Consider the following 14,094-nt stretch of genomic DNA (forward strand, 5'->3'; position numbering starts at 1 on the left):
CAAGCCATGAACACACCCACCCGCTCCTTCCGCCGCCTGCTGGCCTTGCTGCTGTCCGCCACCGCACTGCTCGGGGCGGGCTGTGCCAAAGACATTCCGGTGTTCACCCCGCCCGCCGAACGTACTGTCGCCAGCCATGACAAGGCCTGGCCCCGCAACCACTATCTGACCCTGGCCTACCACGCCATCCAGGACGGCGTGGCCGACCAGTCCTTCATTGCCGTGCGCACGGACCAATTGGTGGCGCAGCTGCAATGGCTGCGCATGAACGGCTACCAGGCCGTGTCGGTGGACCAGATCCTGGCCGCCCAGAAAGGCGGTCCGGAGCTTCCGCCCAAGGCCGTGCTGCTGACGTTCGACGATGGCTACAAGGACTTCTACACCCGGGTGATCCCCTTGCTGCGCAGCTTTCAGTGGCCGGCGGTGCTGGCGCCGGTGGGCAGCTGGATGCTGACCCCGGCCTCCCAGCCCGTGATCTTTGGCGATGAGCCTGCCCCCCGTGAGATGTTCCTGAACGCGCAGGAGCTGGGCCAGGTGGCCAAGTCGCCACTGGTGGAAATCGGCGCCCATACCTTCGCCTCCCACAAGGGCAGCCAGGGCAACCCCCAGGGCAATCTGATGCCGCACATGGCCAACCACCAGTACCTGCCGGACCAGCAGCGCTACGAGACCTCGCAGGAATTCCAGCAGCGGGTGCGCGACGATGTGCGGGCCGTCACGCGCACCATCATCGAAACCACGGGCCGCAAGCCCCGGGTCTGGGTCTGGCCCTACGGCCGCGCCAGCGGCGAAGCGCTGCAGGTCATCCGCGAAGAAGGCTACGAGCTGTTCCTGACCCTGGAAGTGGGTCTGGCCGATGTGCAGAAACCCGACAACGTGCCGCGCCTGCTGATGACGGGGCGCGACAACATCGAGTCGATTGCGGCACTGATGGTGGACGAGGCTCCTTCCCCCAATCTGCGGGTCGCGCACATCGATCTGGACTACCTGTACGACGCCGATCCGGCGCAGCAGGCCAAGAACCTGGACCTGCTGGTGCAGCGCATTGCGGACATGAAGATCAACACCGTCTTCCTGCAGGCGTTTTCCGATCCCGATGGCGACGGTCTGGTCCGGGAGGTCTACTTCCCCAACACGGTGCTGCCCGTGCGGGCCGACCTCTTCAACCGCGTGGCCTGGCAGCTGGCCAGCCGCGGCGGTGTGCGCGTCTATGCCTGGATGCCGGTGCTGAGCCTGGCGCTGGACGACAGCTACCCGCGCGTCAGCCGCTGGAACCCGGCCGATGGCCAGATGGCGGTCGATCCCGGGCAGTACCAGCGCCTGAGCCCTTTCAATGCCCGCAACCGCGAAGCCATCGGCAGGCTGTACGAGGACCTGGCCCGCCATGCATCGTTTGCCGGCGTGCTCTACCACGATGATGCCCTGCTGTCCGATTTTGAGGATGCCAGCCCCGATGCCCTGGCGGCCTACGAGCGTGCCGGGCTGCCCCGGGACATCCGTGCCATGCGCGCGGATCCGGCACTGATGCAGCGCTGGACGCGCTTCAAATCCCAGGCCCTGGTGCAGTTCACGCAGGAGCTGACGGACAAGGTGCGCAGGATCCGCGGCCCGGAAATCAAGACCGCCCGCAACATTTTTGCGGCCCCGATCCTGGACCCCAAGGCTGAGCAGTGGTTCGCGCAGAACCCCGACGACTTCCTGAACGCCTATGACTGGACCGCACCGATGGCCATGCCCTACATGGAATCGGTGCCCCGACAGGACGCCAACCGCTGGCTGGACCAGCTGGTGGACCACATGGCCCAACGCCCGGGCGCGCTGCAGAAAACCATTTTCGAGCTGCAGACGCGCGACTGGCGCCAACCCGGCGCGCACGCGTCTTCCACCGCTCAGCTGATCGACTCCCAGGTGATTGCCACCTGGATGCGCCGGCTGCAACTGCGTGGCGTGCAGCACTACGGCTATTACCCGGATGACTTCACCCAGGACCATCCCGCGCTGAAGGACATCCGTCCCCACATGTCCATTACCTGGTATCCCTACCCATGAAACACCGAATCTTTGCCTTTGTGCTCATGGTGTGTGTCATCGCCATGCCATTCGTGGTCGCCGTGGCTGTCACGGGCGACCTGGTCCTGGACTTTGTCTTCTTCTACCCGCTGCTGATGTCGGCGCTGTGGATGGCGGGGGGCCTGTATTTCTATCTGCACCTGGAGCGCGCATGGAAATGGGGCGACCGCCTGGAAGACCGCGAGGTGCCCCCCCTGCCCGGCTCACCCCAGGTGGCCATCATCATTCCCTGCTTCAACGAAGAAAAGAACGCCGAGGAGACCCTGCTGGCTGCGCTGCAGCAGCGCTACGCGAATGTGGAGGTGATTGCCGTCAACGATGGCTCCTCCGACGGCACGGCCTTCCTGCTGGAGCGCATGGCCGCCGCCCACCCCCGTCTGCGCGTGGTGCACCTGGCCGAAAACCAGGGCAAGGCCATGGCGCTGCGGATGGGCGCACTGGCGTCCAACAGCGAGTACCTGGTCTGCATCGATGGCGACGCCATTCTGGACCCCGATGCCGTGTCCTTCCTGGTACGGCCCATGCTGGACAACCCGCGCGTCGGCGCCGTGACCGGCAACCCCCGGGTGCGCACGCGCTCCACGCTGGTGGGCATTGTCCAGGTGGGCGAGTTCTCGTCCATCATCGGCCTGATCAAGCGCACCCAGCGGGTGTACGGCCAGGTGTTCACCGTCTCGGGCGTGATTGCGGCCTTCCGCCGCCAGGCGCTGGACCGCGTGGGCTACTGGAGCCTGGACATGGTGACCGAGGACATCGACATCAGCTGGAAGCTGCAACGCGACCACTGGTCCATCTTCTACGAGCCCCGCGCACTGGGCTGGATTCTGATGCCCGAAACCCTGCGCGGCCTGTGGAAGCAGCGCCTGCGCTGGGCCCAGGGCGGCGCCGAGATCTTTCTGAAGAACTTCGGCAGCCTGCTGCGCTGGCGCAACCGCCGCATGTGGCCGCTGCTGGTGGAGTTTCTGGTCTCCACCCTGTGGGCCTACGCCTTTGTGCTGTCGATCCTGCTGTTCCTGCTGGGCAAGGTCATGCCACTGCCGACCCATATCCATGTGGAAACCCTGTTCCCGCCAGCGTTCACCGGCCTGGTGCTGGGGGCCACCTGTCTGCTGCAGTTTGCGGTCAGCATCTACATCGACCGGCGCTATGAGAAAGGCCTGGTCGGCACCCTGTTCTGGGTGATCTGGTACCCGCTGGTGTTCTGGATGACCAATCTGTTCACCAGCCTGGTGAGCTTTCCCAAGGTCATGCTGCGCCGCCAGCCCCAGCGCGCGCGCTGGGTCAGTCCGGACCGGGGCATCCAACAACTGGAGACACCATGATGGCCTCCTCCACCACCCCGGCAGCCAAGCCGCTGCCGCTTGCCATCGACGCCTCCACGATGGTGATCCGTACCCAGCGCTCCGCGTTCCGGCACGCCGTGGACTGGATCGTGACCCTGCTGGCCTGGTGCGCCTTTCTCTACCTGCTGGTCCGGGGCATCATGGCCGTGGGCAGCAACCAGATGCAGGGCGTGGACATGCCGTTCTTCTCCCGCGTCATGCCGTCCGTGGATACCTTGATCATCTACGCTCTGGCCATGGTGCTGCAGGGCCTGTTTCTGCTGGTCTGGGCGCTGTACAACTGGAGCCGTTTCCACGGCAAGACCCGCCGCAGTTCCGCCAATGCCCTGGACGATGCACGCCTGACCCGCAGCTACGGCATCGACCAGGCAGCCCTCGACAGCCTGCGCACCCAGCCGGTATCGGTGATCCACCATGCCTTTGACGGCTCGATCATGTCCATAGACCACGCGCGTGCAGCCCCGCGGCTGCACACGGCGCCGCCCGGCCCGGGCCAGGCATGAAACAACAGCGACAAAGCGTAGCCCTCCTTGCGTCCTACATGGATCCCCAACGGGTGTCTGACACGCGGATGCAACCCGGCAGGCAAGACTGTCTGCAATGGGGCTGCACACGGCAGCTCGCAGATGCATGAAAGGAGCTGAAATGCATACATTGCAACGCCTTGGTAGCTGTGTCGCCGTGCTGGCATTGGCAGCAGGTCTCAGTGGCTGTGCCAACAACCAACAGCTGGGCACAGGGGTAGGCGCCGTCGCCGGTGGTGTGGTGGGGGATGCCGTATTCGGCGGCCCTGTCGGCACCATCGGTGGTGCGGCCGCAGGCGCCGTGATCGGCAACCAGATCGGCAAGAACCAGGACCGCCGCTGACCGCCTGAACGGGGGGCTGCCCCCCCGGCCACCGTGCCGGGCGTGGCTGGCAGCGCACCCGCCATGAAAAAAGCCACTGCAGCGCTGCAGTGGCTTTTTTTTGCGCCTGGCCCGCACGGCGCGTGCGGGATACGCCCTGCGGTCAGCGGATGGCGACCTGCTGCTCCTTGCGCCCGGCGCGCCAGGCGCCGTAAATGGCGATCAGGCCCGGCACCAGGATCAGCGCCCAGATGATCTTTTCCAGGTGTTGCTTCACAAATGCCAGATTGCCGAAGAAATAGCCGGCGGCCGTGATGCCCAGCACCCAGATCAGTGCACCCACCACGTTGAACAGCGTGAATTTGCCCCGCCCCATGTGCGCCACACCGGCCACGAACGGCGCAAACGTACGAATGAACGGCATGAACCGCGCCAGGATGATGGTGATGCCGCCATAGCGCTCATAGAAGTTGTGCGCCTGGTCAAACGCCCGGCGGTTGAACCAGCGCGAATCCTCCCACTGGAACACCTTGGGCCCCAGAAAGCGCCCGATGCTGTAATTGCTCTGGTCGCCCAGGATCGCCGCGGCCAGCAACACCCCGCAGGCAAGCGAATAGTCCATCATGCCGGCGCCGGCCAGCGCACCGACGATGAACAGCAGCGAGTCGCCCGGCAGAAACGGCATGACCACCACGCCGGTTTCCACAAACACGATGAGGAACAACAGCCCGTACACCCACGGCCCATAGGCCACCACAAACGCCTCCAGGTGCTTGTCCACGTGGAGGATGAAGTCGATCAGAAACTGGATGATTTCCAAAATGCGCTCTCTCAGTAATCGGTAGGGCGTGGGGCCGTCATTCCAGTGGATTTTTCGGCACACGCTCAGAACGCCCACCCACCGGTGTGCGCTTGCTGCGCGTACTGTAGCGCTGTCAGCGAGGCCGTTACGCGTTGCGCGGAATCTGCACACCTTTTCATGCAATAGAAACCTTTGCTTTCAAGCAATTCGATTTGCCCTGTCAACGCATGCGCTTTGTTACACATCTTTATGTGCTGGCGACACGTTCTTCGCAAAACCCGGCCTGCGAGACGGCACAGTGCGCCCATGCGCCAACAACTCCGTTGGTGAGAGTTGGTGATTCCATAAGGAGGAATTGTTGTGATGAAGCGAACCCTTGCCCTGACCACCCTGACCCTGGCTGCCTTCGGCATGGCCGGATGCGCCCACCACCCATCGAACAGCCAGATCGGCACCGGTGTGGGTGCCGTCGCCGGCGGCGTGCTGGGCAATGCCCTCTTCGGCGGCCCGGTGGGCACCATCGGCGGCGCCGCTGCCGGCGCCCTGCTGGGCAATGAAGTGGGCAAGAACAGCGAAGGCGGCCGCCGCTACCGCCGCTGAGCGCCTTCCCGGTCGACCTGGTACTGATCCGCGCCGGCTGCCTGCGGCCCGCGCGTTCACTTCACCCGCCGCCCCCAGGGCTGCGGGTTTTTTTATGCCAGCACCTGTTCCCCTCCGGCCCGCCCCTATCCCGGCCTGCGGTATGGCCGCCGCGGCGGGCACCCGGGCCAGCACTGCATAGAATCACCGGCAATGACTTCTTCCGACAGCACGCCCGCACGCCGGCGCATCCAGGACCTTCCTGACGAACTCATCAGCCAGATCGCCGCCGGCGAGGTCGTGGAGCGCCCCGCCTCCGTGGTGCGCGAGCTGGTGGACAACGCCCTGGATGCCGGCGCCACGCAGATCACGCTGCGCCTGCTGGCCGGGGGGGTGCGCCTGATCTCGGTCGAAGACGACGGCATCGGCATTCCCCGCGACGAGCTGCCCGTGGCCCTGCGCCGCCACGCCACCAGCAAGATCCGCGATCTGCACGACCTGGAAACCGTGGTCACCATGGGCTTCCGGGGCGAGGCACTGGCGGCCATCGCCTCGGTGTCGGAAGCCTCCATCCTCTCCCGCCCCCAGGGGCAGGACAACGCCTTCCTGCTCGACGCCCGCAGCGGCGAGCTGCGCCCCGCCGCCCGCGGCCAGGGTACGACTCTGGAAGTCAAGGAACTGTTCTTCAGCACCCCGGCCCGCCGCAAGTTCCTGAAAAGCGATGCCACCGAGCTGGCGCACTGCATCGAAGCCGTGCGCCGCCACGCCCTGGCCCGCCCGGACGTGGGTTTTGCCATCTGGCACGAAGGCAAGCTGGTGGAGCAGTGGCGCGCCGTGCCCGCCAGCACCCTGACGGACGCCGCCCTGGCCCTGCGCCTGGCCGATGTGCTGGGCCAGGAGTTTGTGGACAACACCCTGCCGGTGCAGCGCACCAGCAGCAGCGGCATCACGGTGATCGGCCGTGCCGGACTGCCGGACGCCGCCCGCTCCCGCCCGGACCAGCAGTACTGCTATGTCAACGGCCGCTTTGTGCGCGACAAAGTGCTGACGCATGCCGCCAAGAGCGCCTACGAAGACGTGCTGCACGGCCACAAGCAGCCGCTGTATGCGCTGTACATCGACATCGATCCGGCCCGGGTGGACGTGAACGTGCACCCCACCAAGATTGAAGTGCGCTTTCGGGACAGCCGCGAAGTGCACCAGGCCGTGCGCCACGCCATCGAGGACGCCCTGGCCGCCCCGCGCGCCGCGCTGCTGGCCGCCCAGGCCGAGGCGCAGCCACAGAATACGGAAGGCGGCACGCCGGCGGGCAGCGCGGCGACACCAGCCGCCTGGCAGCCCCAGACCCCAACACCCACCCGTACGCCCCAGGTGCAGTACGCCATGCCGCTGACCGAGCGCGCCGGCCACGTGGTCAACGACATGACGGCGCTGTGGGCCCCGATGCGCGAAGCCAGCCCGGCCGGCACGGCAGTCCCCGCAGCCGCAGCGACCGAAGCAGCTGCCGATGCGCTTGCCGCTGCCTCTGCACCAGCCTTCGCGGCCACGGCGCCCGTGGCCGCAGAACCGGCCCTGGCCGGTCCGCAGCTGGCCCCGGCCAGCACCGTGCCGGCACCGTCGCCCACAGCCATGCCGGATGCACCGGCGACAGAAAGCATGTCCTCCGCCACCCCGGCCACCGCCGATGCCGCCGCCTGGCCGCTGGGCCGCGCCGTGGCCCAGGTGCACGGCGTCTACATCCTGGCCGAAAACACCCAGGGCATGGTGATTGTGGACATGCATGCGGCACACGAGCGCATCGTCTACGAACGCCTCAAGGCCCAGCTGGGCAACGACCAGCCCATCGCCAGCCAACCGTTGCTGATTCCCGCCACCTTTGCCGCCACACCGCAGGAAGTGGCCACGGCCGAGGCCCATGCCGACACGCTGCGCGAGCTGGGGCTGGAAGTGGCACCGTTTTCGCCCAAGACCCTGGCCGTGCGGGCCGTGCCGTCCACGCTAGCCCAGGGCGATGCGGTGGAGCTGGCGCGCAGCGTGCTGGCCGAGCTGGAGCAGCAGGATGCCAGCGGCGTGGTGCAGCGCGCACGCAACGAGATTCTGGCCACCATGGCCTGCCACGGTGCCGTGCGGGCCAACCGCCGCCTCACCCTGGATGAGATGAACGCCCTGCTGCGCCAGATGGAGACCACCGAGCGCTCGGACCAGTGCAACCACGGCCGCCCGACCTGGCGCCAGCTGAGCATGAAGGAGCTGGACGCGCTGTTCCTGCGCGGCCGTTGATCCCGGGCGGCCCGTGCTGCAGCCCGCCTGCAGCGCGCGCCGCCATTTGTCTCTACACTTTCGCCCCAGTTTCCGCCGAACCGTCTGCTTTCATGGCCACCACCCCCCGCAGCCCTGCTCCCGCCGCCCCCTTCTTTGCCCGCGTGCGCCAGGCGCTGCCCGATTTCTCGCCCACCGAGCGCAAGCTCGCCCAGATGGTGCTGGACCAGCCACTGAACCCGGCCGGTTACAGCGCCAGCGAACTGGCCCAGCTGACCGGGGTGTCCAACGCCACCGTCACCCGCTTTGTGCGCCGCCTGGGCTTTGAAAGCTATGACGAAGCGCGCCGCCAGGCCCGGCTGGACAGCACGCCCAGTGGCGTGCCGCTGTCGGTGCACGTGGCCGAACATGCACCCACCCCCATGCAGCTGTGGCAGCAGGTGCAGGAGAACGTGGCCGCCACCGTGGCCCAGATTCCCGCCCCGGTGATGGACGCCATGGCCTCCGCGCTGAACCAGGCCCCCCAGGTGTTCTGCATGGGCCTGCAGCAGAACCACAGCCTGGCCACGCACCTGCGCTGGCAGCTGCGCCATGGCCTGGGCAAACGCGCCTTTCTGGTGCCCGACCTGGGCGAAACCGTGCAGGACGTGCTGCCGCGCCTGGACACCCATGATCTGGTGGTGCTGTTTGCGCTGCACAGCACCGACCCGCTGCTGGGCGAAGTGGCCCAGGCCGCGCGCACGGCCGGCGCCAAGGTGCTGTGCATCACCGATCTGGCCAGCACCGCCCCGGCATCCGACTGGCTGCTGCGCTGCCACACCAGCGCCTACAGCCGCAACCAGGGCGGGGCCGAACGCCATGTGCCTCCGGTCTTCGACACCACGGCCGCATCGGCCCTGATCTACAGCCTGACTGCCCACGCCGTGCAGTGGAGCAACCAGCCGTTCGAGCTGATCTGAGCGGCCGGCCTGCGCTGCAGCGCAGGGACTGAACCGCGCGGCACGGATCGGCCGCAGTGCCTGCCGACCCTGCGCGCCATCGCTGCGCAGCCAGCCACAGACAGCAGCGCACCGGACATGGAGCCGCCCCGCCCGCCACTGTGCACGCTCACAGCGCGGGCCACCAGAATCGCGCGGGCGGCAGAACCAGCGTGAGCAACCACCCGGCCTGGGCTATCGCAATACCGACTGACTACACCCACAACGTCCCCTACTGCACCGGCTCCGCCTGTTGCCGCCGCTCCCTTGCCGCTTGCTGCCGCTTTTGCCAGTCTGCGCGACCGGGCTGTACTGGTACGGCAAACCATCGCCATTCGCGATGTCTTGCATCGCCCCTGCACATGGATGGGAGGCGCTGCCACCGCGCCAGCCCGACAGCACACCATGCGACCCACCGGCCGCTGGCCGTTGCTGGGCGCCATCTCGGCGTGTACACGGGCCGCTTCGCTGCCCGTGCCTCAAATGCTCCAAATTTGTGCACAAACCCACAAATACGCACCAAAAACAATCAGTCATGCACCAGTCTTGTAGAGGTTATGTCTTTTTTGGTGCATGCCGCCATACATTTTTGGCATAATTTTCTTCTTCGCATTTCCGCGATCGACCTTTTGTCTGCTGAAAGTTCCTGATGAAGTACGCCTCTCTCGACCAGTTCCTGCAAGAAGTTGCTGCCCGCAACCCTGGCCAGCCCGAATTCCTGCAAGCCGTCACCGAAGTGATGGAATCCCTGTGGCCCTTCATCGAAAAGAACCCCAAGTACGCTGACAACGCCCTGCTGGAACGCCTGGTCGAACCCGAGCGCATCATCCAGTTCCGCGTCAGCTGGACCGACGACAAGGGCCAGGTCCAGGTCAACCGCGGCTTCCGCATCCAGCACAGCATGGCCATCGGCCCCTACAAGGGCGGTCTGCGCTTCCACCCCTCGGTCAACCAGTCGGTGCTGAAGTTCCTGGCTTTCGAGCAGACCTTCAAGAACGCACTGACCACGCTGCCCATGGGCGGTGGCAAGGGCGGTTCGGACTTCGACCCCAAGGGCAAGAGCCCGGCCGAAGTCATGCGTTTCTGCCAGGCTTTCGTGCAGGAGCTGTTCCGCCATGTGGGCCCGGACACCGACGTGCCCGCGGGTGACATCGGCGTGGGTGGCCGCGAAGTGGGCTACATGGCCGGCATGTACAAGAAGCTGTCGAACAGCGCTGCCTGCGTGTTCACCGGCAAGGGCCTGACCTTCGGCGGCTCGCTGATCCGCCCTGAAGCCACCGGCTACGGCACCGTGTACTTCGCCGACGAAATGCTCAAGACCCGCGGCAAGTCGTTCGAAGGCATGACCGTCTCCGTGTCCGGCTCCGGCAACGTGGCCCAGTACGCCGTGGAAAAGGCCATGGCCCTGGGTGCCAAGGTCGTGACCGTGTCCGACTCGTCCGGCACCGTGTACGACAAGAACGGCTTCACCACCGAGAAGCTGGCCATCCTGATGGACATCAAGAACAACAAGTACGGCCGCGTCAGCGACTACGCCGCACAGGTGCAGGGCGTGGAATTCCTGGCCGGTCAGCGCCCCTGGTCCATCAAGGTGGACGTGGCCCTGCCTTGCGCCACCCAGAACGAGCTGGACCTGGCCGATGCCAAGACCCTGATCGCCAACGGCGTGATCTGCGTGGCCGAAGGCGCCAACATGCCTTCCACCATCGAAGCCGCCAAGGCCTTCGAAGCCGCTGGCGTGCTGTACGCCCCAGGCAAGGCATCCAACGCCGGCGGTGTGGCCACTTCGGGCCTGGAGATGTCGCAGAACGCAGCCCGCCTGAGCTGGCCTGCCGAAGAAGTGGACGCCCGTCTGCTGCAGATCATGCAAGGCATCCACGCTGCCTGCGTGAAGTACGGCCAACGTGCCGACGGCTCCACCAGCTACATCGACGGCGCCAACATCGCCGGCTTTGTGAAGGTGGCCGAAGCCATGCAAGCCCAGGGTGTGATCTAAGCCCGGCGCTGCGCTGCCGCAGCGCGCAGTGCACGCACTCCAACAGGGACCTTCGGGTCCCTGTTTTGCATGGTGCGGCACGCCAGAATCCCAACCCCACTGTCCCCTGACCGCCCGCCCTGCTGGTTCAGGACGCGGCCAGGAGTTGCGGCACTGCCGCCGCCAGCATGGCCACCCCCGACAGGGTCAGCAAGCCCAGCACCAGTTGCCGAAAGCGCGCCTCGCTGATGCCGATATACAGCCGGGTGCCCAGCCAGGTCGGCAACAGCATGGCCGGCGCCACCACGGCACACAGCGGCAGCATGTCGCGGGTGACCATGCCCGTGCCCAGGTACACCGCCATGGTCACCAGCAACATGGACAGGTTGAAGTTCTGGATCACCGCTCGCTGCAGCTCCTTGGGGTAGCGCCGCAAGGTGCACCACAGCGTGGGCACCACGCCGGTGAATCCGCCCACGCCGCCCAGCACACCGCCGGCCATGCCGGCCAGCCCGTCGCCCCAGCGCCCACCCACCACCAGTGCCGGCCAGCGCGGTGCCAGCAGCATCACCGGGCACCACAGCACCAGCAGACCGCCCAGCAGCGCCTTGAACCAGCGCATGTCCAGCTGCGGCAGCAGCCACACCCCCAGCGGAATGCCCGCCAGCCCCCCCAACACAAACGGCAGCAGCAGCGCCCAGCTCCAGCCCCGGCGCACCGTGAACGCCGCCAGCAACTGGCCCAGCAGCGCCCCCCACACCACCAGCACCGCCGCCAGCTGCGGCGGCAGCACCCAGGCCCAGAGCGACATGGCGACCATGCCAAAGGCAAAGCCCGACAGCCCCTGCACAAATCCCGCCACCCCGGCACCCAGCGCCACCACCATCCACAGCGATTCCATGTCCTGCCACTCCCTCGTGTCTGCACTGCCCACAACAGCGCGGGCCATGGCGGGGATTCTGGCCACTTGTCATAAGCAGAAAATCGCGTATTTTTATTGCTTCATATCTTTTTACTTATGGAATAACGCTTGCCATGCAGCCCCCTGCCGCACCCGCCACACCGTTGCCCCAGCTGGCACTGGCCCGCCGCCTGGCCCAGCGGCTGAAGATGAAGCACCTGCTGCTGCTGGTGGCCATTGCCGAGCAGCGCTCGCTGACACGCGTGGCCGAGCAGCTGGCCACCAGCCAGCCCGCCGTTACCCAGGCCCTGGCGGAACTGGAGGCCCTGTTCGGCGCGCCGCTGTTCACCCGCTCGTCCCGGGGCATGGCCCTCACAGACCTGGGCGCGCTGGTGCTGGCGCGTGCCCGCACCCTGCTGGCGGATCTGGACCACTGGGCGCTGGACATGGCCGCCGTGGCCCAGGAGCGTGCCGCCCACCTGCAGGTGGGGGTGATTCCCTTTCTGCCCGGGCGCATGCTGGCACAGGCCATCGACCGCACGCGCCTGCAGGGACGGCGCATCACCGTCACGCTGCACGAATCCACCAGCGACCAGCTGCTGGAGCGGCTGCGTGCGCACGAGCTGGACTGCGTGGTCGGCCGCACCTCGGCCATCCTGAACATGGACGGTCTGCAGCACACCGTGCTCTACACCCAGGCACCGCAGCTGGTGGCCCACCGCAAGCTGGCGGCACGCCTGGCCCGGCGGCCGCTGGACTGGGCCGGACTGGCCGAACTGGACTGGGTGCTGGGCCCGCGCAACACGCCCATGCGCGAGCAGATCACCGACTTCTTTCTGCGCGCCGGCGTGGAGCCCCCGCCGCCCTATGTGGAAAGCCTGTCCGCCAAGGTGATCGGCGAGCTGGTGGCGGCCAATGAACGCGCCGTATCCATCGTGCCGGCCGATATTGCCCAGGAGCTGGTGCGCATTGCCGGCGTGGCCATCGTGCCCCACCAGTTCAGCTGGCAGCTGCCGCCGATCACGCTGTTCCAGCGCAAGGCAGGCGCCCGCTACGCCGAGCAGCAACTGCTGGTCCAGGCCCTGCAGCAGGTCTGTGCCGATCTACCAGGCCAGGCCGACCGCACCGCCCCAAACCCATAGCCTGTGCTGCGCTTTGGCCTGGGCTGCCTGCACCCGGGCCCTGCTTGGCCTAGCATGTCGCCCCTTGCCGCATGGCCGGCCCGCGGTGCTGCCACCGCCCCGCCCCCATGCGCGCCCGCTGTCCCGTCGCTGCCCAGCAGCGGCCCGGGCATGTGTTTTTTGCCTTTCTTTTCCCATCCCCGTGAACCTACGCACCCCTTCCGTGCTGGCCGTTGCCGCCAGCCTGGCAGCCCTGGCTTCGACCGCCCAGGCCGAAACCGCCGGCCTGCAGATCTATGGCCGCATCAACACCTCGGTGGAACGCAGCACCCAGGACCATGTCAGCACCACCGGCATGCTGAACAACGAATCCTTTTTCGGCCTGCGCGGGCAGGAGGATCTGGGTGGCGGCCTGCGGGCAGGCTTCCAACTGGAAAGCGGCTTTGAATCCGACACCGGTGCGAACACCGACACCACGTTCTTCAACCGCAAGAGCGAAGTCCATCTGTCCGGCCGCTTCGGCATGCTGCGCATGGGCCGCATCATCAGCGAGGCCTACTACGCCACCGCCGATGTGGTGAATGCGCACAACTTCGACACCGGCACCTCGGCGGATGCGCTGTACGCCTTTGTGTCGCAGGGCAGCAACCATGTGTCCTACCGCACGCCCACCTGGAACGATCTGACGGTGGAGATCGGCACCAGCCTGCACGAACAGGCCGCCGAGCCTGCCAGAAACGCCTGGGACCTGGCCGCCACCTACGCGCTGGGCGACTGGTCCTTCGGCCTGGGCTATGGTGACTGGGGGCCGGCCCGCCAGGCCACGCTGCGTGCCACCTATGCACTCAGCGAAAGCTGGACCTTCTCGGCCTACCACCAGTACAGCCGTGGCTGGGACCACGCCGGCTATGCGGTGGACGCGACCCAGGGCGGTCGCCACACCACGCGCATCGCCGCCATCCACACCCGCGGCGCCAGCGAATACCACGTCAACGTGGGCTATGCCGGCAAAGCCGGCAACGCGGCCGACACCCAGGCCCTGCAATGGACGCTGGCGTACAACTACAACCTGAGCCCGCGCACCAAGCTGTACGCCCTATTCACCCGGTTGGACAACCGCGCCCATGCCAGCTACGGCACGGGCACCGCCGGCGGGGATCTGCGCTCCTTCGGCGTGGGGCTGCGCCAGTATTTCTGAGCCGCAGCCCGGCCCGGCGGCAT

12 protein-coding genes are annotated in these 14,094 nt (G+C 66.8%); 10 read left to right on the forward strand and 2 right to left on the reverse strand.

What is annotated here, in order from left to right; translation table 11 throughout:
- The first annotated feature begins 6 nt into the window (after nucleotides 1–6).
- The 4 genes from pgaB (at nucleotide 7) to QM470_RS03840 (ending at nucleotide 4,280) form a co-directional block, all read left to right on the forward strand.
- Nucleotides 7–2,049, forward strand: a complete 2,043-nt coding sequence (gene pgaB / locus QM470_RS03825; protein ID WP_283338272.1) for a poly-beta-1,6-N-acetyl-D-glucosamine N-deacetylase PgaB — start codon at nucleotides 7–9, stop codon at nucleotides 2,047–2,049.
- Nucleotides 2,046–3,392 (forward strand): poly-beta-1,6-N-acetyl-D-glucosamine synthase, encoded by a 1,347-nt coding sequence (gene pgaC / locus QM470_RS03830; protein WP_283338273.1) that lies wholly within the window; start codon nucleotides 2,046–2,048, stop codon nucleotides 3,390–3,392. The genes pgaB and pgaC overlap by 4 nt, the downstream gene beginning before the upstream one ends.
- The gene (pgaD, locus tag QM470_RS03835) at nucleotides 3,389–3,916 is read left to right on the forward strand and encodes a poly-beta-1,6-N-acetyl-D-glucosamine biosynthesis protein PgaD (protein ID WP_280013090.1); all 528 of its coding nucleotides are present in this window, start codon (nucleotides 3,389–3,391) and stop codon (nucleotides 3,914–3,916) included. The genes pgaC and pgaD overlap by 4 nt, the downstream gene beginning before the upstream one ends.
- Nucleotides 3,917–4,058: 142 nt before the next feature.
- Nucleotides 4,059–4,280, forward strand: a complete 222-nt coding sequence (locus tag QM470_RS03840) for a glycine zipper 2TM domain-containing protein (protein WP_280013091.1) — start codon at nucleotides 4,059–4,061, stop codon at nucleotides 4,278–4,280.
- A 142-nt stretch (nucleotides 4,281–4,422) separates the two neighbouring features.
- Here the strand turns inward: QM470_RS03840 and QM470_RS03845 are convergent, their stop codons facing one another.
- Entirely contained in the window at nucleotides 4,423–5,079 is a 657-nt protein-coding gene (locus QM470_RS03845) for a DedA family protein (RefSeq protein WP_218333811.1), read from the reverse strand.
- Nucleotides 5,080–5,424: 345 nt separating this feature from the next.
- Between QM470_RS03845 and QM470_RS03850 the strand changes: the two genes are divergently transcribed.
- From QM470_RS03850 to gdhA, 4 genes are all read left to right on the forward strand, one after another.
- The gene (locus QM470_RS03850) at nucleotides 5,425–5,661 is read left to right on the forward strand and encodes a YMGG-like glycine zipper-containing protein (RefSeq protein ID WP_066536417.1); all 237 of its coding nucleotides are present in this window, start codon (nucleotides 5,425–5,427) and stop codon (nucleotides 5,659–5,661) included.
- 192 nt (nucleotides 5,662–5,853) lie between these two features.
- The gene (gene mutL / locus QM470_RS03855) at nucleotides 5,854–7,920 is read left to right on the forward strand and encodes a DNA mismatch repair endonuclease MutL (RefSeq protein WP_283338275.1); all 2,067 of its coding nucleotides are present in this window, start codon (nucleotides 5,854–5,856) and stop codon (nucleotides 7,918–7,920) included.
- A gap of 92 nt (nucleotides 7,921–8,012) precedes the next feature.
- Entirely contained in the window at nucleotides 8,013–8,858 is an 846-nt protein-coding gene (locus QM470_RS03860; RefSeq protein ID WP_066536420.1) for a MurR/RpiR family transcriptional regulator, read from the forward strand.
- Nucleotides 8,859–9,525: 667 nt separating this feature from the next.
- A complete protein-coding gene (gene gdhA / locus QM470_RS03865) occupies nucleotides 9,526–10,872 on the forward strand; it encodes an NADP-specific glutamate dehydrogenase (protein ID WP_066536423.1) in 1,347 nt (448 codons plus the stop codon).
- A gap of 127 nt (nucleotides 10,873–10,999) precedes the next feature.
- On the opposite strand, the gene QM470_RS03870 is transcribed toward gdhA, so the two are convergent.
- The gene (locus QM470_RS03870) at nucleotides 11,000–11,752 is read right to left on the reverse strand and encodes a sulfite exporter TauE/SafE family protein (protein WP_283338563.1); all 753 of its coding nucleotides are present in this window, start codon (nucleotides 11,750–11,752) and stop codon (nucleotides 11,000–11,002) included.
- Nucleotides 11,753–11,886: 134 nt separating this feature from the next.
- Between QM470_RS03870 and QM470_RS03875 the strand changes: the two genes are divergently transcribed.
- Both QM470_RS03875 and QM470_RS03880 read left to right on the forward strand, forming a co-directional pair.
- Nucleotides 11,887–12,894 carry a LysR substrate-binding domain-containing protein gene (locus QM470_RS03875; protein ID WP_283338276.1) on the forward strand — a complete coding sequence of 336 codons (1,008 nt, stop codon included), beginning with the start codon at nucleotides 11,887–11,889 and terminating at the stop codon, nucleotides 12,892–12,894.
- A gap of 181 nt (nucleotides 12,895–13,075) precedes the next feature.
- Nucleotides 13,076–14,071 (forward strand): porin, encoded by a 996-nt coding sequence (locus QM470_RS03880; RefSeq protein ID WP_283338277.1) that lies wholly within the window; start codon nucleotides 13,076–13,078, stop codon nucleotides 14,069–14,071.
- Nucleotides 14,072–14,094: the final 23 nt, after the last annotated feature.

Source organism: Comamonas sp. 17RB (assembly GCF_030056555.1).
GTDB lineage: Bacteria > Pseudomonadota > Gammaproteobacteria > Burkholderiales > Burkholderiaceae_C > Comamonas > Comamonas terrigena.

Bases quoted from the DNA above. Each gene is read 5' to 3' on its own strand.
- pgaB (WP_283338272.1), top strand. From the start codon at position 7: ATGAACACACCCACCCGCTCCTTCCGCCGCCTGCTGGCCTTGCTGCTG.
- pgaC (WP_283338273.1), top strand. From the start codon at position 2,046: ATGAAACACCGAATCTTTGCCTTTGTGCTCATGGTGTGTGTCATCGCC.
- pgaD (WP_280013090.1), top strand. From the start codon at position 3,389: ATGATGGCCTCCTCCACCACCCCGGCAGCCAAGCCGCTGCCGCTTGCC.
- QM470_RS03840 (WP_280013091.1), top strand. From the start codon at position 4,059: ATGCATACATTGCAACGCCTTGGTAGCTGTGTCGCCGTGCTGGCATTG.
- QM470_RS03850 (WP_066536417.1), top strand. From the start codon at position 5,425: ATGAAGCGAACCCTTGCCCTGACCACCCTGACCCTGGCTGCCTTCGGC.
- mutL (WP_283338275.1), top strand. From the start codon at position 5,854: ATGACTTCTTCCGACAGCACGCCCGCACGCCGGCGCATCCAGGACCTT.
- QM470_RS03860 (WP_066536420.1), top strand. From the start codon at position 8,013: ATGGCCACCACCCCCCGCAGCCCTGCTCCCGCCGCCCCCTTCTTTGCC.
- gdhA (WP_066536423.1), top strand. From the start codon at position 9,526: ATGAAGTACGCCTCTCTCGACCAGTTCCTGCAAGAAGTTGCTGCCCGC.
- QM470_RS03870 (WP_283338563.1), bottom strand. From the start codon at position 11,752: ATGGAATCGCTGTGGATGGTGGTGGCGCTGGGTGCCGGGGTGGCGGGA.
- QM470_RS03875 (WP_283338276.1), top strand. From the start codon at position 11,887: ATGCAGCCCCCTGCCGCACCCGCCACACCGTTGCCCCAGCTGGCACTG.